General features: G+C 45.6%; 25 protein-coding genes. 11 read left to right on the top strand and 14 right to left on the bottom strand.

From position 1 onward, the window contains the following. Position 1 precedes the first annotated feature (1 nt). Both TRQ2_RS00205 and TRQ2_RS00200 read right to left on the bottom strand, forming a co-directional pair. Positions 2 to 1,933 (bottom strand): transglycosylase domain-containing protein, encoded by a 1,932-nt coding sequence (locus tag TRQ2_RS00205; protein WP_012310278.1) that lies wholly within the window; start codon positions 1,931 to 1,933, stop codon positions 2 to 4. Beyond that, on the bottom strand, positions 1,930 to 2,340 hold the full coding sequence (locus tag TRQ2_RS00200; protein ID WP_011942746.1) for a methylated-DNA--[protein]-cysteine S-methyltransferase: 411 nt from the start codon (positions 2,338 to 2,340) through the stop codon (positions 1,930 to 1,932). The genes TRQ2_RS00205 and TRQ2_RS00200 overlap by 4 nt, the downstream gene beginning before the upstream one ends. A 64-nt stretch (positions 2,341 to 2,404) precedes the next feature. Between TRQ2_RS00200 and TRQ2_RS00195 the strand changes: the two genes are divergently transcribed. From TRQ2_RS00195 to TRQ2_RS00145, 11 genes are all read left to right on the top strand, one after another. Next, on the top strand, positions 2,405 to 3,013 hold the full coding sequence (locus TRQ2_RS00195; RefSeq protein WP_011942745.1) for a thiamine diphosphokinase: 609 nt from the start codon (positions 2,405 to 2,407) through the stop codon (positions 3,011 to 3,013). Beyond that, positions 2,992 to 4,122 carry a 1-deoxy-D-xylulose-5-phosphate reductoisomerase gene (dxr, locus tag TRQ2_RS00190; RefSeq protein ID WP_011942744.1) on the top strand — a complete coding sequence of 377 codons (1,131 nt, stop codon included), beginning with the start codon at positions 2,992 to 2,994 and terminating at the stop codon, positions 4,120 to 4,122. The genes TRQ2_RS00195 and dxr overlap by 22 nt, the downstream gene beginning before the upstream one ends. After that, positions 4,098 to 5,603 carry an RIP metalloprotease gene (locus tag TRQ2_RS00185; RefSeq protein ID WP_011942743.1) on the top strand — a complete coding sequence of 502 codons (1,506 nt, stop codon included), beginning with the start codon at positions 4,098 to 4,100 and terminating at the stop codon, positions 5,601 to 5,603. The genes dxr and TRQ2_RS00185 overlap by 25 nt, the downstream gene beginning before the upstream one ends. Further along, positions 5,600 to 6,634: a flavodoxin-dependent (E)-4-hydroxy-3-methylbut-2-enyl-diphosphate synthase gene (gene ispG, locus TRQ2_RS00180; protein WP_011942742.1), complete on the top strand. Its 1,035-nt coding sequence runs from the start codon at positions 5,600 to 5,602 to the stop codon at positions 6,632 to 6,634. The genes TRQ2_RS00185 and ispG overlap by 4 nt, the downstream gene beginning before the upstream one ends. Beyond that, the gene (locus tag TRQ2_RS00175; RefSeq protein WP_012310276.1) at positions 6,631 to 7,236 is read left to right on the top strand and encodes a CBS domain-containing protein; all 606 of its coding nucleotides are present in this window, start codon (positions 6,631 to 6,633) and stop codon (positions 7,234 to 7,236) included. Before ispG ends, TRQ2_RS00175 begins: the two co-directional genes overlap by 4 nt. A gap of 1 nt (position 7,237) precedes the next feature. Further along, positions 7,238 to 7,951 carry an undecaprenyl-diphosphate phosphatase gene (locus TRQ2_RS00170; protein ID WP_012310275.1) on the top strand — a complete coding sequence of 238 codons (714 nt, stop codon included), beginning with the start codon at positions 7,238 to 7,240 and terminating at the stop codon, positions 7,949 to 7,951. Positions 7,952 to 7,957: 6 nt separating this feature from the next. Then, positions 7,958 to 8,587, top strand: coding sequence for an MBL fold metallo-hydrolase (locus TRQ2_RS00165; RefSeq protein ID WP_011942739.1), 630 nt, complete (start codon positions 7,958 to 7,960; stop codon positions 8,585 to 8,587). Beyond that, a complete protein-coding gene (locus tag TRQ2_RS00160; protein ID WP_011942738.1) occupies positions 8,584 to 10,044 on the top strand; it encodes a glycogen synthase in 1,461 nt (486 codons plus the stop codon). The genes TRQ2_RS00165 and TRQ2_RS00160 overlap by 4 nt, the downstream gene beginning before the upstream one ends. A gap of 4 nt (positions 10,045 to 10,048) precedes the next feature. Next, the gene (galT, locus tag TRQ2_RS00155; RefSeq protein WP_011942737.1) at positions 10,049 to 11,059 is read left to right on the top strand and encodes a galactose-1-phosphate uridylyltransferase; all 1,011 of its coding nucleotides are present in this window, start codon (positions 10,049 to 10,051) and stop codon (positions 11,057 to 11,059) included. 63 nt (positions 11,060 to 11,122) lie between these two features. After that, complete coding sequence (locus TRQ2_RS00150; protein ID WP_004080683.1) at positions 11,123 to 11,398, top strand: stage V sporulation protein S; 276 nt, start codon at positions 11,123 to 11,125, stop codon at positions 11,396 to 11,398. Beyond that, positions 11,398 to 11,628 carry a hypothetical protein gene (locus TRQ2_RS00145; RefSeq protein ID WP_011942736.1) on the top strand — a complete coding sequence of 77 codons (231 nt, stop codon included), beginning with the start codon at positions 11,398 to 11,400 and terminating at the stop codon, positions 11,626 to 11,628. The genes TRQ2_RS00150 and TRQ2_RS00145 overlap by 1 nt, the downstream gene beginning before the upstream one ends. On the opposite strand, the gene TRQ2_RS00140 is transcribed toward TRQ2_RS00145, so the two are convergent. The 12 genes from TRQ2_RS00140 to fliR are packed head-to-tail and all read right to left on the bottom strand — an operon-like array spanning position 11,612 to position 21,253. Beyond that, positions 11,612 to 12,277 (bottom strand): hypothetical protein, encoded by a 666-nt coding sequence (locus TRQ2_RS00140; protein WP_011942735.1) that lies wholly within the window; start codon positions 12,275 to 12,277, stop codon positions 11,612 to 11,614. The genes TRQ2_RS00145 and TRQ2_RS00140 overlap by 17 nt on opposite strands. Further along, complete coding sequence (locus tag TRQ2_RS00135; protein ID WP_011942734.1) at positions 12,262 to 12,744, bottom strand: hypothetical protein; 483 nt, start codon at positions 12,742 to 12,744, stop codon at positions 12,262 to 12,264. Before TRQ2_RS00135 ends, TRQ2_RS00140 begins: the two co-directional genes overlap by 16 nt. Next, positions 12,741 to 13,046: a hypothetical protein gene (locus tag TRQ2_RS00130; RefSeq protein WP_011942733.1), complete on the bottom strand. Its 306-nt coding sequence runs from the start codon at positions 13,044 to 13,046 to the stop codon at positions 12,741 to 12,743. The genes TRQ2_RS00135 and TRQ2_RS00130 overlap by 4 nt, the downstream gene beginning before the upstream one ends. Beyond that, positions 13,030 to 13,692: a FliA/WhiG family RNA polymerase sigma factor gene (locus TRQ2_RS00125; protein WP_012310273.1), complete on the bottom strand. Its 663-nt coding sequence runs from the start codon at positions 13,690 to 13,692 to the stop codon at positions 13,030 to 13,032. Before TRQ2_RS00125 ends, TRQ2_RS00130 begins: the two co-directional genes overlap by 17 nt. After that, positions 13,692 to 14,165, bottom strand: a complete 474-nt coding sequence (gene cheD / locus TRQ2_RS00120; RefSeq protein WP_011942731.1) for a chemoreceptor glutamine deamidase/glutamate methylesterase CheD — start codon at positions 14,163 to 14,165, stop codon at positions 13,692 to 13,694. The genes TRQ2_RS00125 and cheD overlap by 1 nt, the downstream gene beginning before the upstream one ends. Continuing rightward, a complete protein-coding gene (cheC, locus tag TRQ2_RS00115) occupies positions 14,162 to 14,776 on the bottom strand; it encodes a CheY-P phosphatase CheC (RefSeq protein WP_011942730.1) in 615 nt (204 codons plus the stop codon). Before cheC ends, cheD begins: the two co-directional genes overlap by 4 nt. Next, positions 14,773 to 15,462, bottom strand: a complete 690-nt coding sequence (locus tag TRQ2_RS00110; RefSeq protein WP_011942729.1) for a flagellar brake protein — start codon at positions 15,460 to 15,462, stop codon at positions 14,773 to 14,775. Before TRQ2_RS00110 ends, cheC begins: the two co-directional genes overlap by 4 nt. Positions 15,463 to 15,468: 6 nt before the next feature. Continuing rightward, on the bottom strand, positions 15,469 to 16,296 hold the full coding sequence (locus TRQ2_RS00105) for a MinD/ParA family protein (RefSeq protein ID WP_011942728.1): 828 nt from the start codon (positions 16,294 to 16,296) through the stop codon (positions 15,469 to 15,471). Next, positions 16,262 to 17,398, bottom strand: coding sequence for a flagellar biosynthesis protein FlhF (gene flhF, locus TRQ2_RS00100; protein ID WP_011942727.1), 1,137 nt, complete (start codon positions 17,396 to 17,398; stop codon positions 16,262 to 16,264). Before flhF ends, TRQ2_RS00105 begins: the two co-directional genes overlap by 35 nt. Beyond that, positions 17,395 to 19,431 carry a flagellar biosynthesis protein FlhA gene (gene flhA / locus TRQ2_RS00095; protein ID WP_012310272.1) on the bottom strand — a complete coding sequence of 679 codons (2,037 nt, stop codon included), beginning with the start codon at positions 19,429 to 19,431 and terminating at the stop codon, positions 17,395 to 17,397. The genes flhF and flhA overlap by 4 nt, the downstream gene beginning before the upstream one ends. After that, positions 19,428 to 20,552, bottom strand: a complete 1,125-nt coding sequence (flhB, locus tag TRQ2_RS00090) for a flagellar biosynthesis protein FlhB (RefSeq protein WP_012310271.1) — start codon at positions 20,550 to 20,552, stop codon at positions 19,428 to 19,430. Before flhB ends, flhA begins: the two co-directional genes overlap by 4 nt. Next, the gene (gene fliR, locus TRQ2_RS00085; protein WP_011942724.1) at positions 20,483 to 21,253 is read right to left on the bottom strand and encodes a flagellar biosynthetic protein FliR; all 771 of its coding nucleotides are present in this window, start codon (positions 21,251 to 21,253) and stop codon (positions 20,483 to 20,485) included. The genes flhB and fliR overlap by 70 nt, the downstream gene beginning before the upstream one ends.

Here is a 21,253-nt window from a genome sequence, read left to right as displayed (position 1 = left end):
TTTAACCCCCTTCCATCAAAAACTTTTTCCAGATTTCAAGGGACAGTATCGGATCCACGCTGTTCAATTTTGAGAGGAACTCAATCTGATGATTGTAGCCCATGAGCTGTAGAATTTTGACCAGAACGCTTACAGGAAGTTTTGACCCATTGACCAGTTCAACCAGTCTCGCGTAGTCCAGATATTCTATTGTTCTATCGTCAATAAGAGAAATTCCCGGTTTGTCCAGCCTTTTGTATCGAAGATCTCCCTCGAACTTCTCCCAGCTGCTCGCTATTTCTTTCCACACTGGAGCGCAATCTCTTCCACCAAGAAGGTTTTCCCCGTCCTTCACCACCGCGAAGATGTAATCATCATCTCCTCCAATGAACCAGGCGTTCTTTTCTGCCGTTCCTGTTTTTCCCGCGATTTCTTTTCCCGGAATCTTTGCCCGAACACCGGTGCCTCTCTCAACCACTTCCTTTAAAATACCCTTCAATATTTCACTCGCTTCCTGAGGGGATCTCACGAAAGACGGAACGACGGACAGGACTTTTGGGTATCCTCTGTAGACGATCTTTCCGTTTCTGTCTTCTATTCTGTCGATGATGTACGGTTCCAGAACCACTCCTCCGTTGAAGATGGCTGAATAAACCTTCACAACTTCTTCCGGGGCGGTTTCCACGGTACCGAGGGAAGCGGTGAGGTCGTCTGGATACCTGGCTCTCAGCTTCAATACTTCCGTTATAAAACTCCTCACACTCTCTGGTTGCAAATAAGAGTAAAGTAACACAGAAGGAATGTTCCTCGAGTCGACGAGCGCTTCCTTCAAACTGACTGTTCCTTTGAAAGTTTTATCGAAGTTTTCTGGTTCCCACTCTCCGATCTTCAGGGGAAGATCTAAAAGAAGATCGGAAGGGTTTCTTCCCTTGAGAACGGCATAGTAATAATACAGGGGCTTTATGGCTGATCCTATCTGTCTCCATCCGGTTCCGTATTGAAGGCCGACTCCTCGATAAGCCACTATCTCTCCTGTTTTCACCTTCACACCAACAAAAGCTGTCTTATCATCTTCGACCGTGTTGTACACCTTTTTCTGAAGTTCTTTATCCAGTGTGAGATAAACCCTGTAGCCGTACCTGAGTTCGTTCAGCGAAAATCCAAGGTCCTGGGCTTCTCTCACGACCCTCCAGAAGAGTTCCTCGTCCACGTTCATCTGCTGTGTGTGAAACTCGAGTTTTGAAAGTTCCGCAGAGTAATTCTCGTATTCCTGAGTGCTGATTCTTTTCTCCGTCAGTAATCTGTCCAGGACGATCTTCGCCCTCTTTCGGGAGGTCTCGGGATCTTTTAAAGGATTGAAGTTCTCGGGGGATTTGATCAGAGCCACAAGAACACACATCTCCGGTACCGAAAGATCAGAGAGGTCCTTTCCGAAGTATAATTTAGAGGCCGTTTGGAATCCGTATATTCCGTTCCCCATATAGACGGAGTTTATGTACATCTCGAGGATTTCATCTTTGGTTCTTATGCGTTCAAGCCAGAAGGATATGAAGATTTCCTTCAATTTCCTGACGATGGATTTGTCCATCGAAAGATAAAGCGTCCTGGCGAGTTGCTGTGTGATGGTGCTTCCGCCCTGTGAGAAACTCAGTGTCTTTATATCAATGATCAACGCCCTCAGAAATCCCATGAGGTCGAATCCTGGATGTTTGTAGAATTCCTCGTCCTCGGAGGTGAGGAGTATCTCAACGAATTTCTCTGGAATGTCGGAGAGGTCTATCCAGATATTCCTGGAGACAAGCAGTGGAGTTCCGTCACTGTAGAACAATCTGATGGTTGGTACAAGTTTTTCCTCGGGAGGAGGAAGGTCTTTTGTGAAGAAGAAATAAAGACCCCACAGTAAGAAAAAAGTCAAAAGTGAAGCTATGAAGAAGGATAAAAGGAATTTCTTCATTTTCTGAATCTCTCCAGATCGATCAGGTATTTCTTCCATTCCAAGCCTGCGCTGAAACCACCGAGTCCTTTCTTAGAAACCACCCTGTGGCACGGTATGTAGAGAGGAAGAGGGTTTTTCGAAAGAGCCTGACCCACTGCCCTGGGGGACGTTCCGAGTTTTTTCGCTATCTCGCTGTAAGTTTTCGTCTCACCGTACGGGATTTTTCGAACTTCTTCCCAGACTCTTTTCTGAAAGGGTGTGCCTCTGATCTCTACCTGGAATGAAAAGCTTTTTCTTTGACCTGAAAGGTATTCTTCTATTTCGCGGAGAATCTCCTCCGGACCTTCTGTTTCGTTCGATCCCAAGATAATTTTCACTACCTTTCCATTCTCCGTCTGAACAGAAATGTTTCCCGGTACTCTCATCGAAAACACCGCCTCCTGATAGAATTATATCAGGGCCTTGAACGAGAAGGAGGAGTAGAAATCCATGGTGTGTATTTTTGCAAACGGTTCCTACGAAGAGTTCGTGGATGTTTCCCGTTGTGAAAGGATCGTGGCGGTGGACGGAGGAGCGAACTACCTGAGAACAAGAAACATTGTACCAGATCTTTTCATAGGTGATGCCGATTCGGCGAAAGAGGAAACCATGGAGTGGTTGAAACAACACGGGGTAACGCTGAAGATATTTCCAAGAGAGAAGGACGAAATAGACCTTGAACTTGCACTTCGAGAGTTTGAAGAGGAAGAAAAGGTTGTCTTCGGATGGAAGGGAGAACGCCTCGACATGGTGCTCGCTCTTTTCTACCTGTTAAAACGCTTCAAAAACACAACCCTTGAATCATCTTCTCTTACGGTTGGTTACGTGGAAGGAGCAAAAACTCTTTCCGCTGTTCCTGGGGAAAAGTGGTCCATACTACCGCTCGGTGGCGACGCAGAAGGTGTGACTCTCAAAGGCTTCAAATACACCCTTGAGGATGCCGTTATGCCCATCACAAAACCCTACGGTGTGAGCAACGAAGCTGTGAGCGATAGGGTCACGATAGAAGTGAAGAAGGGAGGTTTGATCTACTTCAGATGGAAGAAAGAACCCTCGTGATACTGGGTGCCACTGGATCCATAGGAACTCAGACACTCGATGTTTTGAAAAAAGTGAAGGGAATTCGATTGATAGGCATCTCGTTTCACAGCAATCTGGAGCTGGCCTTCAAGATCGTGAAGGAATTCAACGTGAAAAACGTGGCGGTCACGGGTGATGTGGAGTTCGAAGACAGTTCGATCAACGTCTGGAAAGGTCCTCATTCCATAGAAGAGATGCTGGAAGCGCTGAAGCCTGACATCACAATGGTAGCAGTTTCGGGATTCAGTGGATTGAGGGCGGTGCTTTCGTCTCTGGAGCACTCGAAAAGGGTGTGCCTTGCAAACAAAGAATCTCTCGTGTGCGGCGGATTTCTGGTGAAGAAAAAACTCAAAGAGAAAAGAACTGAACTCATTCCGGTCGATAGTGAACACAGTGCCATCTTTCAGGTGATAGAACCAGAAGTGGAAAAGGTGGTTTTGACAGCTTCTGGAGGTGCTTTGAGAGACTGGGAGATTTCCAAGATCGATAGAGCAAGACCTGAAGACGTGCTCAGGCATCCCGTGTGGAATATGGGAGCCCGTATAACGGTAGATTCTGCAACAATGGTGAACAAGGCGTTCGAAGTTCTGGAAGCCATGGAGCTCTTCGAGCTGCCCTTCGAGAAGATAGAAGTGAAGATACACAGAGAGGGGCTGGTTCACGGAGCGGTGGTTTTGCCCGATGGAAACGTCAAAATGGTGGTATCACCACCGGATATGAGAATACCGATAAGTTATGCTCTTTTCTATCCGAGACGCGTCGCTCTTGAACCGTTTTTTCTGAGGACCATCAGCCTTTCTTTTGAAGATCCCGATCCCGAAAAATACCCTGCGTTCTTTCTTCTGAAAGAGATAAAGGATTCTTACGCTCTGAGAACAGCTTTCAACGCGGCGGACGAAGTAGCGGTCGAAGCCTTTCTGAAAGGGAGAATAAGGTTCGGTGGTATCCACAGAGTGATAGAGAAAACTCTCGAAGAGTTTCAAGGATATCCACAACCGCGAACGCTGGATGATGTGGAGCGAATTCATTTCGAAGCGATAAAAAAAGCGGAGAGGGTGACAGAATGGTTATCGTCTACTTCATATTGATATTGACGGGTGTCATAATGGTCCACGAACTCGGCCACTATCTTTTTGCGAGGCTCTTTAAAGTGAAGGTTCTGGAGTTCGCGATTGGATTTGGACCAAAGATTTTTTCTGTGAAGGGAAGGGAAACTACCTTCAGACTAAACGTCTTTCCCATAGGTGGATACGTGAGAATGCTCGGCGAAGAAGGAGAAGAGATAGCAGACGAGGAAGAGAAAGAAAAGAGTTTCTACGCGAAACCCGCTTGGCAGAGATTTCTGATCACCCTTGCGGGTCCTCTCTTTTCAATACTCGCGGGTTATCTCCTCTTTCTCCCTATCACTCTTAACTGGGGAATCGCGCTTCCCGGGATAGATGAAGTTGTGCCGGGAAGTCCCGCAGAAGAAGCTGAACTGAGGCGAGGAGATGTCGTCTATTCCATAAACGGAAAGATCGCTTTCGACACGTCGATCATCTCGAACGAGATTCAGAAAGGACTGCCTGTTGAACTGGTTATCATCAGGAATGGTGAGAAGAAATCTCTCAGGTTAATCCCCAGAATGTATCCCGAAACGTACGAGTTCGTTCTCGAAAGTGCAGAAGGAACTCCTTCGGGAAAACTCGTCTCAGTTAACGGAAACAGAGACACATCTGTTCTCAAAGAATTTGTGAACGAATACGTGGTTCTTGAGTTCGAAGGAGGAACGGTAAAGGGAATTCTGAAGCAGTTCAACGAAATTCCGGCCCGATATATGATCGGAATATCCTTCTCCGGGCTCGCTCCTGTGTTCAAAAAGGACATTTATTTTAAAGAAGGGCTTTTCGTCTTTAAAAAGGGAGATCGTATAGTCCGGGTGGAAGATCAGGAGATAGAAGGATGGCAGGATCTGGTGGTGCTTTATCAGAGGCTGACACTGGGAAAAGACGCCATGATGGTGAGTTTGCAGGGAAATGATCTCGAATGGTGGAGAGGACTTTCAGGCAGCGTCAGAGTAGTGATAAAAAGGGGTGACAGCACGATAGAGAAAAACGTGGAGGCCTCATTTTTGAAGAACATCCTCGAAACGCCCGATCTCTTGGAGATGGGTGTTCCCCGTTATAAACCGAAGAATCCTCTGGAAGCGGTGAATCTTTCTGTGAAGGCGTGCAACTATGTGTTACTGACGACTGCCTCTTCTCTGAAGAACTTCTTCAGGAATGTTCAGACAGGACAGATAGTGGGAGTGGTGGGACTGGCGGGCGTGATCAGCGCGGCATCCAAAACGGGTCTGGAGGCAGTCCTCACAGTTGTGGCCGTGATAACAATCAGTCTGGGTGTTTTGAATCTTCTGCCACTTCCGGCGCTCGATGGTGGTCGCATTATCTTCTCGCTTGTGGAAATGATCACTCGAAAAAGACTCAATCCCCAGGTCGAAAACATCATTCATTTTCTTGGGTTCATCTTTCTCATGATACTCTTCCTTTACATCACGTTCCTCGACATAGGAAGGATGATGGGAATATGAGAAAGAGTGTGAAAGTCGGGAACGTGGTGATCGGAGGAGGCGCCCCCGTGAGTGTTCAGTCTATGACCACGACGAAGACGGCCGACGTGGAAAGAACCATCTCCCAAATAAAACGCCTTGAAAGGGCTGGTTGTGAGATCATTCGGGTGGCCGTTCAAGATGAAGAAGATGCGAAAGCAATCAGACGAATAAAGGAACAGATAGAGATTCCCCTTGTTGCGGATATTCAGTTCGATTACAGGCTTGCTATTCTTTCGATTGATAATGGAGCAGACAAAATAAGGATCAATCCAGGTAATATGAGTAGGGATCGGCTGAAGGATGTCGTCGCGGCTGCGAAAGGAAAAGGCATTCCCATTCGTGTTGGAGCGAACGTGGGATCCATAAAGAGAAGAACCTCAGAAAGGTGGAAAGATCTGGCAGAATCCGCTCTCGAGGAAGTCAGACTACTCGAGAAGGAAGGGTTCTATGATATCGTCGTCTCGGTGAAGAGCTCAGATATACTCGAAACGATAAAGGCGAACGAGTACATTGCTGAAAAGATCGAATATCCCATCCATCTTGGGGTGACCGAGGCGGGAGTTTCGGAAACGGCCGTTGTTAAATCCTCCATTGCTATAGGTCATCTCCTTCTGAAAAACATAGGTGACACCATAAGGGTATCCATATCTGGAGATCCAGTGAGGGAGGTTATCGTCGGAAAGAAAATCCTCATAGCCCTCGGTCTCAGGGAAGGTGTGGAGGTGATAGCCTGCCCCACTTGTGGCAGAGCAGAAATAGATGTCGAAAACATGGCGAAGATGATCGAAGAGAATTTCTTTCACGTTCAAAAGAGATTGAAAATAGCTGTTATGGGATGTGTTGTGAACGGTATTGGAGAAGGAAAAGATGCCGATCTGGGAGTGGCCGGTCTCAGGGATGGAGCTGTTATATTCGTGAAGGGAGAGATAAAAGAACGTGTTTCAAAAGAGTTCGTTCTGGAACGTCTCAAACACTATCTGAATGAACTACTCGAGGAGGTGGAACGATGAAAGTCAAAAAATGGGTCACCCAGGACTTCCCGATGGTTGAAGAATCGTCTACAGTGAGAGAATGTCTGCACAGGATGAGGCAGTACCAGACGAACGAATGTATTGTCACAGATCGGGAGGGTTATTTCAGAGGAGTGGTGAACAAAGAGGATTTGCTGGATCTGGATCTCGATTCTTCTGTATTCAATAAAGTTTCTCTTCCAGACTTTTTCGTCCACGAAGAAGACAACATCACCCACGCTCTTCTCCTGTTTCTGGAGCACCAGGAGCCTTACCTTCCGGTGGTTGATGAAGAGATGCGCCTCAAGGGTGCTGTGAGTCTTCACGATTTTCTCGAAGCGCTCATAGAGGCCCTGGCGATGGACGTTCCTGGTATCCGTTTTTCTGTCCTTCTCGAGGACAAACCTGGAGAGTTGAGGAAGGTTGTAGATGCCTTAGCGCTCAGTAACATAAACATCTTATCCGTTATCACAACAAGGTCACAAGATGGCAAGAGAGAGGTTCTCATCAAAGTGGACGCGGTAGATGAAGGAACACTCATCAAGCTTTTTGAAAGTCTTGGGATAAAAATAGAATCCATCGAAAAGGAAGAGGGGTTCTGACGTGGATCTGCTGCTCGGAATAATACAGGGGTTGACTGAGTTTCTTCCCGTTTCCAGTTCCGGACACCTGACTCTTCTGTCGCATCTGTTAAAGACGGATCTGAACGCTTACCAGACGGCTGTTCTGCATCTTGGGACGCTGGTATCCGTTGTTCTTTTTGCGTTCGATGGTATAAGAAGGAGCCTGAGAAGCTGGAGAATCATCCTGAATCTGATTGTTTCAACCATTCCGGCTGGCGTTTTTGGAGTTCTCTTCGAAAAACAAATCGATCAACTGTTTTCTTCGCCACGCTTCCTCCCTCTGTTTTTCTCTGTAACCGCTTTGATCCTGATGTTTACCAGGTATTCTTCGTCTGGTGAAAAGAGAATGGAAAACATGAGTTTCCTCGATGCCCTTCTTGTTGGGATTGCCCAGCTTTTTGCTCTCTTTCCGGGTATCTCGAGAAGTGGAATCACAGTGTCTTCTCTTTTGTTCATGAAGTACAGAGGTGAAGATGCTCTTCAATACTCTTTTCTGATGTCCATACCCGTCGTTCTGGGTGCAGGAATCCTCGGCTTAGAAAAGGGGAATGTAACCATTCTGGCACCGATTTTTGCTTTTCTTTCTGGCCTTTTCGCTCTTTACGTGCTTTCAAGATCTGTGAGATCTGGAAAGATATGGCAGTTTTCTTACTACTGTTTGTTCGTGGCGATTTTGAGTTACCTTGTGGGGTGATACCGAGTGGAATTGAAAATCCTCGTAACGGGAGGAAGCGTTTTCGTTCCAGGAAGGTTGAACGCTCACTTTTCCACAGTCGTTTATCTGGAACACAAGGACAGAAGAATCATCATCGACCCCGGTAACCTCTCTTCTATGGACGAACTGGAAGAAAAGTTCTCTGAGCTGGGAATCTCCCCGGATGATATAACGGACGTTCTCTTCACGCATGTGCATCTCGATCATATCTTCAACTCTGTCCTCTTCGAGAATGCTACTTTCTATGTTCATGAAGCTTACAAAACGAAGAACTATCTTTCTTTTGGTACGATCGTGGGAAGAATCTATTCAAAAGTGATCTCTTCGTGGAAGAATGTGGTGCTTCTGAAGGGAGAAGAGTCGCTGTTCGATGAAAAAGTAAAGGTGTTTCACACCCCATGGCACGCCAGAGAGCACCTTTCTTTTCTTCTCGATACGGAGAATGCGGGAAGAGTGCTGATCACGGGGGATATAACACCTAACAGGCTTAGCTACTATGATATAATCAAAGGGTACGGAAGTGTTCAGGTTAAGAACTTCCTTGACAGAGTTGGAAGGATCGATCTTTTAGTTTTTCCACACGACGCACCGCTGAAACTGGAGGTGAAAAAATGAAGGTAGTATTCGTTTCTTACGAGGTTTTTCCGTTCGCGAAAGTAGGAGGACTGGCGGACGTTGCTGGAACTCTTCCAAAGTATTTGAAGAAACACGGGGTGGATGTCACGATAGTTATGCCGAAACACAGAATCGTTGAAAAAAATGCAGAGAAATTTGGGTATGAGATCAAGAAAGTAGCCGAAGGTCTCTCTGTTTCTCATGTCAAAACCGATCAAAAGTTCGATATATACGAATCCGTTCTTCCCGGTAGCGATGTGAAAACGTATTTCGTTGCCAACGATTACTATTTCTCCGCGGAAGATGTCTATGCGGGGCCAGATCTTGGTGAACAGGCGATTTTCTTCTGCGCAGCTACTCTGGATCTGGTAAAACATCTTGATTTGAAGCCCGATATCGTCCATGTGAACGACTGGCAAACCGCTCTGATTCCTGTCTATTTGAAAACCGTTTACAGGGACGATCCTTACTTTTCCAGAACGGCCACGGTTTTGACGATACACAACCTTGGATATCAGGGCGTGTTCGATCCGAAGTACCTCTCTTTTGCAGGCCTTCCCGATTATGTTTTCACTATCGACGGCCTTGAGTTCTACAGACAACTGAATTTCCTCAAGGGTGGAATAGTGTTCAGCGATGTGATAAACACGGTTAGCCCCACTTACGCCGAGGAAATTCAGACGGAAGAGTACGGCGAGAAACTCGAGGGTGTACTGAGAATGCGTTCGAAAGATCTCTACGGTATATTGAACGGAATAGATTACGAGCTTTATAACCCAGCTACGGACAGATACATTTACGTCAACTACGATGTGAATCGTCTTGAACTCAAGTGGGAAAACAAGGTGAAACTCCAGGAAGAACTGGGACTTCCCGTTAACAAGGAAACGGCTGTAGCCGGGTTGATAAGCAGACTCGTCCCTCAAAAAGGTCTGGACCTTCTGGTTGATGTGATGGATTATCTGATGCTCTTCGATCTTCAGATCGTTGTTCTTGGAACGGGAGACGAACAGTACGAAAACGCCTTCAGAAAGTTCCAGGAGAGGTATCCAGACAAAGTATCAGCGAACATAAAATTCGATGTCGAGCTGGCGCAGAAGATATACGCTGGTGCGGACATATTCCTCATGCCGAGCAGATACGAACCGTGCGGTTTGGGACAGATGTTCAGCATGAGATATGGAACAATCCCCGTTGTGAGATACACGGGAGGCCTGGCAGATACTGTGAAAGAATACGATCCACAATCGATGGAAGGAACGGGTTTTGGATTCAAGAAGTACGATTCTGCTCATCTGTTGAAGGCTGTTTCGAAGGCTTTGCACTTTTACTACAGGGAAAAAGATCACTGGAGAAGAATCATGACAAACGCCATGAACACGGATCTGTCCTGGGACAGGTCTGCCAAAGAGTACGTTGATCTTTACAAAAAAGCCCTTGCAAAGGTTGGAAGGTGAAAGCATGCCCGAATTCAGGAAGGATCCCATTATAAAAAGGTGGGTTATCATAGCCACCGAGAGAGCGAAAAGGCCCCACGATTTTGCAAGAACGAAAGTAGAAGAAGTACGGGAGGGCTTCTGTCCCTTCGATTACGGTAATGAACACACCACACCACCGGAGATTTTCGCCTTCAGGCCTGCCGACACAGAACCCAACACACCCGGCTGGTGGGTGCGTGTTGTTCCAAACAAGTTCCCAGCGGTTGATCCCGACGTGCCTTTGAGAAAATACGGAAGAGGTATGTACGATGCAGCGATGGGGTTTGGTTACCACGATGTGGTCGTTGAAACTCCCGATCACAATTCTCACCTTGCCGTTATGGATTACAAAAACGTGGAAGAAGTCATCTGGGCTTACAAGATCAGATACGAGCAGCTCATGAAGGATGAGAGAATAAAATACATACTGATTTTCAAGAACCACGGAAAGGACGCAGGAGCTTCTCTCAGCCACCCTCACAGCCAGATAATCGCACTCCCCATCATGCCAAAGAGGGTTCAGGAAGAACTCGACGGTTCCAAGGAATATTACGAGTACAAGGAAAGATGTCCTTTCTGCGATATCATAGACGAGGAGAAGAAAGAGAGGGAGAGAATCGTTGAGGAAAACGATCACTTCATAGCTCTGGAACCCTTCGCTGCCAGATTTCCGTTCGAAACGTGGATTCTTCCAAAAAGACACATGAACAGCTTTCACCTGATATCTGAGGATGAAGTTGGGTCTCTTGCAAAGATCCTGAAGAACGTTCTCTACAGGATATACGCCGCTTTAGATAATCCGCCCTACAACCTTTTGATCCACACCGCTCCTACGAGTCTTGAAGGCAAGGATTATTACCACTGGCACATAGAGATATTCCCGAGATTGACAAAAGTAGCGGGCTTCGAATGGGGAACGGGATTTTACATAAACATAGTGCCACCAGAAGATGCTGCTAGATACCTGAGAGAAGTCAGTTTGGAACAAGTTTGAAATCTCCAATTCTTTTATGATAAAATGCAGATTAGAAACCCGTGAGTAAGGAGGAATGGTAGGATGGAAATCCTGAAGGTCAGTTCGAACTCGAACCCCAACAAGGTAGCCGGTGCGATAGCGGGTTCCCTTACCAAGAGTGAAAAGGTGGAGATTCAGGCTATCGGTGCTGGTGCAGTGAACCAGGCAGTAAAGGCTCTGGCAGTTGCAAGAAGATTTCTGGAAGAATCCGGAAAGGATCTCTTCGTTGTACCGGGTTTCATTGAAATCAAAATAGGGGATGATGTGAGAACAGGTATTTCTTTCAAAGTCTTTCTGGAAAATAACAAAAATGAGTGATGAAGCCGGAAATACGAGAAATAGTTAAAGTAATGGAGGAAGATTCGAGAATCAAAGTAATAGTCACTCAAATTCTCAAGATGTCTGCCGAGGAAAGGGAGCAATTTAAAAAGAAGGTGATGTACTACTTTATGGACCGAAATTCCGAAGTGGATACGGAAGCCTTCAAGTTTTTCAAAATAGTGCTTGAAAACGTCGAAGAACTTTCAAAGCTCATTGAACAGAGATGAAAACGTGCTTCTTTTCTCCGTTGATTTCTAATTCAAAAACGACGAGATTCTTAGAAGGACCTTTATCGATCTCAACGAGAAGATCAGAAGAAAACAAGCTGATTTTTCCAGCAGGAACATTTTTGTAATAACCGACAAATTTGATCCTGTCAATCTTTCTATCTTTCAGACTATTCAGGAGCACTTTCAGTGCTCCTTCTATTTTTTTTCTGTCGACGAGCACCTCTCTTTTTACTCTCATTCTCCACAAGATTGGAATGTCGGTATTTGAGAAAACATCCATCTCTTCAGACGGGATCGTTTTCGCATCTACTATGAAATGAACGTTTTCGCTGTGGAACGATACGTCCGAGAGTTCAGGGTTAAAAAGGTGAATTCCGGAGATTAGAATTTCTGGAGTTCCTGTTTTACATCGTATTTCATTCTCAAGGGAACATTCTTTTATAGAGATCTGTTGCTGGTTTGTTGTACCCTCGTGAACCGTTGTTTCTTCTTTTAGAGAGAAAACGTTCACCTTGTTCTGGAAAGGCTGTTCTCTTACGTCTGGAAGTTGAAAAGAAGTATCTGCTTCTTCAACAGAAGGCCCTTTCAATTCAAGAAGAAAACCCTCTATCCATTTCTTTATCAGCACAACTATTTTTCCGAACATAGATACTCCAGCGCCCTTTCCAGCCTCTGAAACGGTTCCATAACATCGAAGGTCTCCAGAAGATCAGCGAGTTTTTTCATGTCTTCATCGGATACTTTTCCCACAATTTTCACTGAGGATCCTTTGAACGGCAGAAGAACTTCCTCTTCAGACACACGGGTGGGGGTTTCTAATTTTTCAGTTCTTTCTGCGATCAGAAGAAGCCTGTCGTCCACTTCCAGCAACTCCGGATCGTGTACAAAAACGAAATCCGGTTTTTTCTCCATTTTCTTCAGCAGCGTTTTGGCAATCAGTTCTCCCTTCAAATAAGTGTCGATTGAACTGCCGTAGAGAATTTTCTGGAGTTCGTTTGGAACCACTGGATCTGTGTACTTGAACTCCACAGGGATTCCTCTTTCATCGACTGAAAGGAGCCCACCTATGAACTTTCCCTCTATCTTTCTTGAATCGAGATATGCTATTGTCATGTTCTCACGTCCATGAACAACCCCTTGTTTTCTTCTTTTATTGACGTTTTTTTCTTTTTCAGCGAAGAGTGTGTTTTAGCCTGCGAGAAACCCCTTTGCCTTCCTTCTGTGGAAGTTCTCACTTCCGCTCTTTCAGTTGTGTTGCTCTCTTTAACTGAACTCTGTTCTCTTTGAATCTGATGTAATAGATGTTGGGAAAGAGCCTGCTGAACCAGTGTTTGCTGGTTCAACGATTGAGAGACATTTTGAACAGACTCCACACCCTTCACGACAAATCCCTGGAAGTCAACCGGCCTGATCATCGCCCATCACTTCTTTCTTTATTTTCAGAAGGGACTTACTTATAATCTGAGAAACACGGGATTCAGAAACATCCAGTACTTTCGCTATCTCTTTCAAAGATAGATCCTTTTCGAATCTGAGAGACAGAACCAGCTTTTCTTTGTCCGAGAGTTTTTCTATTGCCTTCTTCATCTCCTCCACCAGAAGTTCACGGTACGCGTTTTCGTCTGGCCCCTCTGTTTTCAGAACGATTTCGTCTTCCATCGCATCTATCATGAGAAGTTGCTTCCTCATCATCTCGTTTCTTGCACGAACGACTTCCTTCAATTCAAGACCGGTTTTTCTGGCTATCTCTTCATCGGATGGAAACTCCTCGCTTTCGTATATCGCTCTTTCGATCATCTTCACGTTTTTTCTCAGATTCCTCGGCATCCAGTCTATTTTTCTCAAATAGTCGTACATGGCACCTTTCACTCTTTTCATTATGAACGTTGTGAAACTCGCTTTTGATGGATCGTATCTTTCCAGAGAAGACAGGGCTGCGACGATTCCTTCCTGAATCAGATCATCTACCTCCACGTTTGGAGGTAGGGTCTGTGCCAAATCCTCAGCTGTTCTCTTTATAAACGGAAGCAAGCTTCTTATCATACTTTCCTTGTCCCACACTAAATTTCTTTTATTTCTAATTGTTCACCACCACCTACTTTTCTCACGAGAAGCTTTCCAGTTTCAATATTGTATTCAACGCTCCTTGCTCTGTTGCCCCCCGTGTCCTCCGCCAGTAGTTTGATTCCAAAATCCTTCAGATGTTTTTTCACAGCCTCTACGTTCCTCGCTCCTATGTTCATCCCCGTAGATTCAAACATGCTGGCTCCGCCCGCTATTTTTGCTTCCAGTCTTTCCACCTTTGCTCCCATTTTCTTCAACTCTTCCACCAGCGTTTTTACAGCCGTGTCCGCGTATTTGCCGGGTTTGTCCGTTTTTCCGCCGCTGTCTGGAAGCATAACGTGTGCCATGGCTCCGACTTTTGCCACAGGATCTCTCATACATACAGCAACGCAGGATCCCAACCCAAGGGTCACAATCACTCCAGGATTCTTCATAACCGCGTATTCTCCTATTCCGATGACTTTTTTCATTCCTGAATCCCCATCCTTTCGAAGATCTTGGCCAGATATCCCGGCTTTGGTATCATCATCATGTAGGATGTCAAAGGCTCTTCCTCTTCCACCTTCAGAAGCGTTTCTACAAACACTATCTGATCTTCCGAGTTATCTTCCAGCTCTTCTATGGAAGCTTCTGCGAATATGGCAGATATCATGTCGATGACAAGCTGTGGGGGAAGTGTGTCGATCTTGAAACCAAGAAAATCCGCGAGAGCTGAAACGTAAGTACCGCACATTATGTTCCCTATCTCCTGAAGCGCCGAAGCGGAAAACTCATCGAGATCCAACAGATTGTCGGGAGCCAGGCCTGTCAGAATTTCGAGTATTTTCTTCACAACAGTAGTTCCCATTATGAGAAGTACACTTCCTTCTATTTCTCCAGTTACAGGCATTTTCACACCGACGACTATTTCTTCAGGATTTTTCGCTACGAATATGACATCACTGATAGGTACAATTTCTACATTTGGAACGGAGATTTCGACCTTCTTATTTATCATGTAAGAAATCGCCGTGGCAGCGTTTCCGGCTCCTATGTTTCCTATTTCTTTCAAAAGATCTTTCTGTCTTTCTGAGATCTTCATTCGCTTTCACTCCTTTCCTTGTTTCTCATCTCTATTTCTTTCTTGAAGACAAAGCTAACCAGTTTTCTCTCCAAAGCCGGGGAAACGTTCAAAAATTCTACGCCGTACATTCTCTCTCCCGTTTCGAGGATGCCCGCTTCTCTCACGATTCTCGCTGGGTGATCCTTGAGTTTTAGATCTTCGTCCAGTTCGAGTGTAACGTATATGATCTGTTCAGGCGTCAGGATATCTTCAGCTACCATAAGCATACCACCGGCACTGAAATCCTTCGTCACAAATCTTTTCGGTGGTTCATCTCTCGAAGCGACCCTGTACGTTCCTTCGAGAAATATCTTTATTCTCTTGAATCTCCTTCTTTGAATTTTCCTCAATCTTTCGGGAAACGGTACTTTTGTCACCGGAAAGCCGTCTTCGTCTCTACCACTTTCAAGCACACTCGTCCTGAAAACATAGATCGCAGAGCTGTCCAGTATCATCACAGTACACCTGGTTCCGCGAGGAAGTGGGACCAATCTTCCTTTAAAACTCGGCATCGAAAGAGTGAGGATTCCCCTTTCAAAGTCCACGTCGTGCACACTGCTCTTGTATTGACCTTCCAGATCCTCCGGCGCAGAAACCTCTACGATCACATTTTGACCTGGTTTTATCACGTCCTTTGCATTTACGAGCTCTGTGTAGTACTCCATTCTTTCTCACCCTATTCCCAGCATCTGTCTTATCTTGCTCAGAAAACCTTTCTTTTGAACGGGTTCCTTCAAGATCTTTTCTCTCAGACCGTAGATGGCAAGGGATGGCTGTGAATGACTGTGAAACTGTACAAACGGCTCCTGTGAAGACACACTCTTCTGTACGACCTGATCTTCTTTTATCACAAAGTAGTTTTTTATCGTAAAACCAACGAACCTTTCGACCACCCTTTTCAATCTGTCGGCTGCCATTCTTCCTTCTTTCATATTCCTAGCCATGTTCATCACCAGAAATATCTCTTCGGGTGTTATTCCTTTTACCGAAAGAAGCTTTATCAGAGTATAGGTGTTTATGATCGAGGTTGGTTCTGGGGTGGTAACGAGAATGAGGAAGTCTGATTGAATGTAAAACTCATCCAGGTTTTCGTTGTACCCCGGTGGAAAATCTATCACGAGGTAATCGTATTTCTTGAGAAGTCTGGCAAACTCGTCGAAGAAGCGCCGGCGATCGCTCAAATTGAAAAGAATGAGATCTTCTATGTCTATTCCTGAACTGAGAACATCCACACCGTATTTTGTTTCAAAAACGATGTCTTCTATCCTCACATTTGACTTGAAGAAATCTTTCAGGGTCTTGGGGGCCATGAAACCGAGAAGGATCTCGACACTTCCAAATCCCACGTCGGCATCGAACAGAAGTACTCTCAACCCTTTCTCTTTAAGAGCAAGGGAAAGGTTGACAGCTATCACGGACTTTCCAACACCGCCCTTACCGCTGAGAACACTTATTATATTCGGTTCAGTCTTTCTCAGATGTTCCGCTTGATCTGGCATAATTCAACACCTCACCGGCGACAATCCTGGCAAGCTCCATAGGGTTCGCTTCGAATATATCATCGGGGACCCTCTGTCCGTTTGTAACGAACGCAATGGGAAGTCCCGTGATTTCCGATATGTTCACGAATGTTCCGTAAACCGATGTTTCATCCATTTTGGTGAGAATGATGTGAGTTGGTTTCACGGTGGAGAATCTTTCAACGATTCTTTTCACGTCATCGAGTTTGTAGTTCATAGAAATTACCAGAAAAGTGATGTTTGGTTTTACAGCTTCCGAAAGTGCTCTGAGTTCGCTCATCTGAAGATCGTTTTGATGGCTTCTCCCGGCTGTATCCACAAGAACGATATCGTAATCTTTCAGAGCCATCATTTCGTATTCCGCTTCTTTTGGAGTGTAGGCGATCTTCATGGGAATATCCATGATATCCGCATATATCTTCAACTGCTCTGCCGCTGCTATCCGGTACGTGTCAAGCGTCAGTATAGCGACGCGTTTTTTCTCGTCTATCTTGAAACGGGCTGCAAGTTTGGCGAGTGAAGTTGTTTTCCCCACACCTGTTGTTCCCACAAAGAGTACTTTCGCGTTTTTGAAATCTGGTGCATTTGTCTTCACAAGGTTTGCGAATTGCTCCGACAGAATCTTGAAAGTCTCGTTCGAATTCGGATCCAGATCTCCAAACTTCATTCTCAGAAAATCTATCAGCTTGTATCTGATCTCTGGGAGAATTTCCTGTTTCTCCATACCGTAAAGAATTTTTGAAAGCCCTTCTGGTAGAGTCTGCCTCTTTTCAGTTACAAGCATCTGCTTTATCTCGTTTATCGTCCTTTTTATCTCATCGAACTCCCCTTTGATATTATCGTTCGAACTCTGTCGATTCTTTACGAGTATTTCCTGGAGTCTGTAACTCGTGTTTTCCTCTCTCTTTCTCTCTTCCTCAACCGCAGCTGTCACTTCGAAGTACGTTTTTCCACCTATTCCAAAGAATCCCCCCTTTTTTATTCTTCGAGAACTCAAAATAACGGCGTTTTCCCCCAGTTCTCTTCTTATCATGATCATCGCTTCTCTGATGCTCTCAGCAACGTATTTTTTTATCTTCATAATTTCACCACACCTTCAATTTGAAGGGTGTAGTCATCGGGTATTTCATCGTAAGAGATCACAGAAACACCCGGGATAGTTCGCATTACGTATCTGGAGAAGTAAGGTCTGACCCTTGCCGAACACACAATCACAGGTTGATAGCCTTTTTTCATCAGATTTCCCAGTTCGTTTGAAATCTTGTTCATCAGTTCTCTTGAGACTTCAGGGTTGAGAAGGAGCTCCCTTTCTTCTCCTATTTCTTTCAGCGACTCCAGGAGTTTCTGTTCGAGGTCCCTCTCCAGAACGATCGCGTGTATCTTCCCGTCTTCGGAGCGGACCATCGAAGCTATTTGACGTTTCAGTGCCTTTCTCACACTTTCCACAAGGTAGTCTATATCTTTACTTTTCTCAGCACTCTCAAGTAGAATTTCAAAGATCGTTGGAAGGTTTCGAATGGACACCCCTTCCTTCAGAAGTCTCTGAAGCACTTTCTTGACTTCAGCGGGTTTCAAAACATCTGGTATGAGATCTTCCACCAGCTTGGGAAACTTCTCTTTCAGTCCTTCTATAAGAAGTTCGAGCTCTTTGAAGCCGAGGAGCTCATCGGCGTGTCTCCTCAGAACTTCAGAAAGGTGCGTGGCGAACACAGTTGGTGGATCCACGACCGTGTAACCTTTTTGCTGGGCTTCTTCCTTTCTCCACTCTTCTATCCAGTATGCTTCCAGATTGAACGCTGGTTCTCTGGTTGGAATACCGGGAATCTTTTCCTTAGCAGTCCCTGGATTTATGGCGAGGAGCCTGTTGGGTACGAGCTCGTACCTCGCAACTTCACTTCCACGGATCTTTATGGAATATTCATTGGGTTTTAAAAGAACGCTGTCCCTCACCCTGATGGGGGAAACGACGAGTCCCAGCTCGAACGCGAGCTGTTTTCTGATGGAAGTGATTCTATCGAGGAGGTCTCCTCCCTGTGATGGATCGGCGAGCGGTATCAGTCCATAGCCGATCTCCACCTCAACGGTATCGCTCTGTATGATCTCAGAAACCTCTTCAGGTGTAGATAAAACAGGCCCACCGGGTCTTTCTGCAGGAGCAGGTCCCACCAGCTCTTCTTGAGGAACGGCTCTGGAGGTGTACATCGCAAGAAAGATCAGCGCTCCACCAAGAATGGCGCTGAAGAACGGTATAGGAGTGAAGATTCCCAGAAAAATCAGCACTCCACCGGTGAGAAGAAGTACTTTTGTTTCTCTCGAAAGTTCCGTGACAAGATCTTTCCCGAGATTTTCCTTGGATGCGGCCCTGGATACGATTATACCGGTGGCGGTTGAAACGAGAAGAGCCGGGATCTGTGCCGCAAGGCCATCTCCTACGGTGAGAATCACGTACTCCTGCGCAGCCTCTGCAAGGCTCATCCCATGTCTGAGCATGCCTATCAGAAGTCCACCGATTATGTTTATAAAAACGATTATGATGCTCGCTATGGCATCCCCTCTCACAAATTTACTCGCACCGTCCATGGCTCCATAGAAGTCCGCTTCTCTTCTGATGTCTTCTCTCCTTTTCCTCGCTTCTTCTTCGGTTATCAATCCGCTGTTCAGGTCGGCATCCACACTCATCTGTTTTCCGGGCATAGCGTCGAGAGTGAATCTTGCAGCTACCTCCGCTATTCTCTCCGCACCCCTGGTGATGACGATGAACTGGATAATGACGAGGATGAAAAAGACGATGAGACCAACGACGTAATCTCCTTTCACAACAAAATCCCCGAAGGTTCTTATAACCCGTCCCTGGAACTTTGGACCCTCAAGGAGTATGAGCCTTGTTGAGGCTACGTTGAGGCCGAGTCTGAACAGGGTCACCACAAGAAGTAGTGTTGGAAATGAAGAGAGTTCAAGGGCGTTTCTTATGTACATGGTGGAAAACAGTATGATCATGGAAAGAGTTATATTCAGGATCTGGAAGAAATCCAGCATCCTGTCCGGTACAGGAAGCACCATCAAAAGAACGATAGCGACTATCATCAGAGAAACGATTATATCCACATTCTTCAAATTCTCACGCCCTTTTTCGTGTAAACGTAAACGAGTACCTCCGCCACTATCCTGTAAAATTCTACCGGAATTTCTTCACCTATCTCCGTCTTATAGTATAGAGCCCTCGCAAGAGACGGATTTCTCAAAACGGGTACATCGTTCTCCTTTGCGATTTCTATTATTTTCAGTGCCAGATGATCCACACCTTTCGCTACCACAACTGGTGCGTTCATCGTATCTGGATCGTACTTCAAAGCAACAGCGAAGTGAGTGGGGTTGGTGATCACGACATCCGCCTTCGGGACCTCTTCCATCATTCTTCTTCGTAGGATATCATACATCATCTGTCTTTGTCTTCGCTTTATCTCGGGATTTCCTTCCACTTCTTTCAGTTCATCCTTCATTTCCTGCTTCGTCATGCGGATGCTCTTTTCGAATTCCCATCTCTGGTAGAAGTAGTCGAAAACGGCAAGAGCGAGAAGGACCATTCCGCTTTTCAACGTGATCTCGGATGCGATGTCCCAGAAATTAGCAAAGGCGTCGTTCACGTTCATTTCTGTTAAGAGAATCATTTCGTCCCATCTGTTTTTCAAGACCTGGTAGACCACGATCCCCACGATGGCGACTTTAAGGACAGACTTCAAAAGTTCCACGAGTGATCTGAGTGAGAACAATCTCTTAAAACCTTCTATCGGGTTGATTCTGTTGAGGTCCGGTTTCAACGCTTTCGGAGCAAACAAAAATCTCGTTTGAAGGGCCCCAATCATAACACCTGCGACCATGGAGAAGACCACAAAGGCTCCTATGATCAAAAGCACGTCTTTAAAAGTGTTTACTGCATTCACGAGTAAATCCTCTGTTTCTTCAAACGAGAGAAAGGCCTGAACGTCTTCTGTGATCCTCTCTACACCCTGATATCCAAAGATCTTCAGCGCTAAAGCGAACACGAGAAAGGTGACGGCCATGTTGAGCTCCCTGGATACGGGAGCTCTACCTTCTTCTCTTACTCTCCTTCTTTTTCTGGGAGTGGCGCGCTCTGTTCTCTCTGCTTCGGCAAAGAGCAGGAGCTCTATTTCCCAAGAAGTTCCTGAATAGCGTTCCAGCTGAGCGCTGAAATCTTCTGAGCCACTTCCGCCCATATCGGTAACATCCCCAGAATCAATATAACCCCAATGATCACTTTCAGGGGCAATCCAACCATGAAAACGTTCATCTGTGGGATGAGCCTCGAAACGATACCGAGAACGATGCTTATGATGAGCATGAAAGCGATAACTGGTGCTCCTATCTTCAGGATCAGCACAAAGAAGTCACTCGATCTTTCCACGACGTAGGAGAAGAACCCGTCCGCAACACCTGTGAGATTCACGGGGAAGACATCGATTGAATCCTTCAAGCCCTCGAACACGAGAACAGGTCCCTTTATCAGCACAAAAACAGTGAGGGCTATAAAATAAACCAATTCTCCCGTGGGGTTTGTTTCTTCTTCACCGAAAGCCAGCACTTCTTCCATTCCGAATCCGATTTGAAAACCAAAGATGTATCCCGCCCCGTTGAACGCCTGAAGAAAAAGATAAACGATAAAACCGATTCCGAACCCAACGAGAAAGTTGAAAAACAGATTCAAAGTGAAACTCAAAACAGGTGTGTTCAAGGGTATGGATACATCAACTGTGAAAAGCATCAACCAGCTCGTGAACAGTCCCAGAAACACTCTCACCTCAACAGGGAACGCTCTCTCGGAAAAGAAAGGAGCGATCAAAAAAAATCCCGTAAACCTCGTGAAAATACACATCCACGCAAGGAATTTTTCCTCGAGAAAACTGAATATGGTCTCCAA

Origin of the sequence: Thermotoga sp. RQ2 (assembly GCF_000019625.1) — a bacterium.
Taxonomy (GTDB): Bacteria; Thermotogota; Thermotogae; order Thermotogales; family Thermotogaceae; genus Thermotoga; species Thermotoga maritima.
Note: the sequence above shows the minus strand (reverse complement) of the source record. Positions and strands in the feature narration are given on the sequence as shown.

Excerpts from the sequence above, each read along its gene's own strand:
- TRQ2_RS00205 (WP_012310278.1), bottom strand. The coding sequence starts at position 1,933 with ATGAAGAAATTCCTTTTATCCTTCTTCATAGCTTCACTTTTGACTTTT.
- TRQ2_RS00200 (WP_011942746.1), bottom strand. The coding sequence starts at position 2,340 with ATGAGAGTACCGGGAAACATTTCTGTTCAGACGGAGAATGGAAAGGTA.
- TRQ2_RS00195 (WP_011942745.1), top strand. The coding sequence starts at position 2,405 with ATGGTGTGTATTTTTGCAAACGGTTCCTACGAAGAGTTCGTGGATGTT.
- dxr (WP_011942744.1), top strand. The coding sequence starts at position 2,992 with ATGGAAGAAAGAACCCTCGTGATACTGGGTGCCACTGGATCCATAGGA.
- TRQ2_RS00185 (WP_011942743.1), top strand. The coding sequence starts at position 4,098 with ATGGTTATCGTCTACTTCATATTGATATTGACGGGTGTCATAATGGTC.
- ispG (WP_011942742.1), top strand. The coding sequence starts at position 5,600 with ATGAGAAAGAGTGTGAAAGTCGGGAACGTGGTGATCGGAGGAGGCGCC.
- TRQ2_RS00175 (WP_012310276.1), top strand. The coding sequence starts at position 6,631 with ATGAAAGTCAAAAAATGGGTCACCCAGGACTTCCCGATGGTTGAAGAA.
- TRQ2_RS00160 (WP_011942738.1), top strand. The coding sequence starts at position 8,584 with ATGAAGGTAGTATTCGTTTCTTACGAGGTTTTTCCGTTCGCGAAAGTA.
- galT (WP_011942737.1), top strand. The coding sequence starts at position 10,049 with ATGCCCGAATTCAGGAAGGATCCCATTATAAAAAGGTGGGTTATCATA.
- TRQ2_RS00150 (WP_004080683.1), top strand. The coding sequence starts at position 11,123 with ATGGAAATCCTGAAGGTCAGTTCGAACTCGAACCCCAACAAGGTAGCC.
- TRQ2_RS00145 (WP_011942736.1), top strand. The coding sequence starts at position 11,398 with ATGAAGCCGGAAATACGAGAAATAGTTAAAGTAATGGAGGAAGATTCG.
- TRQ2_RS00140 (WP_011942735.1), bottom strand. The coding sequence starts at position 12,277 with ATGTTCGGAAAAATAGTTGTGCTGATAAAGAAATGGATAGAGGGTTTT.
- TRQ2_RS00135 (WP_011942734.1), bottom strand. The coding sequence starts at position 12,744 with ATGACAATAGCATATCTCGATTCAAGAAAGATAGAGGGAAAGTTCATA.
- TRQ2_RS00130 (WP_011942733.1), bottom strand. The coding sequence starts at position 13,046 with ATGATCAGGCCGGTTGACTTCCAGGGATTTGTCGTGAAGGGTGTGGAG.
- cheD (WP_011942731.1), bottom strand. The coding sequence starts at position 14,165 with ATGAAAAAAGTCATCGGAATAGGAGAATACGCGGTTATGAAGAATCCT.
- cheC (WP_011942730.1), bottom strand. The coding sequence starts at position 14,776 with ATGAAGATCTCAGAAAGACAGAAAGATCTTTTGAAAGAAATAGGAAAC.
- TRQ2_RS00110 (WP_011942729.1), bottom strand. The coding sequence starts at position 15,462 with ATGGAGTACTACACAGAGCTCGTAAATGCAAAGGACGTGATAAAACCA.
- TRQ2_RS00105 (WP_011942728.1), bottom strand. The coding sequence starts at position 16,296 with ATGCCAGATCAAGCGGAACATCTGAGAAAGACTGAACCGAATATAATA.
- flhF (WP_011942727.1), bottom strand. The coding sequence starts at position 17,398 with ATGAAGATAAAAAAATACGTTGCTGAGAGCATCAGAGAAGCGATGATC.
- flhB (WP_012310271.1), bottom strand. The coding sequence starts at position 20,552 with ATGGGCGGAAGTGGCTCAGAAGATTTCAGCGCTCAGCTGGAACGCTAT.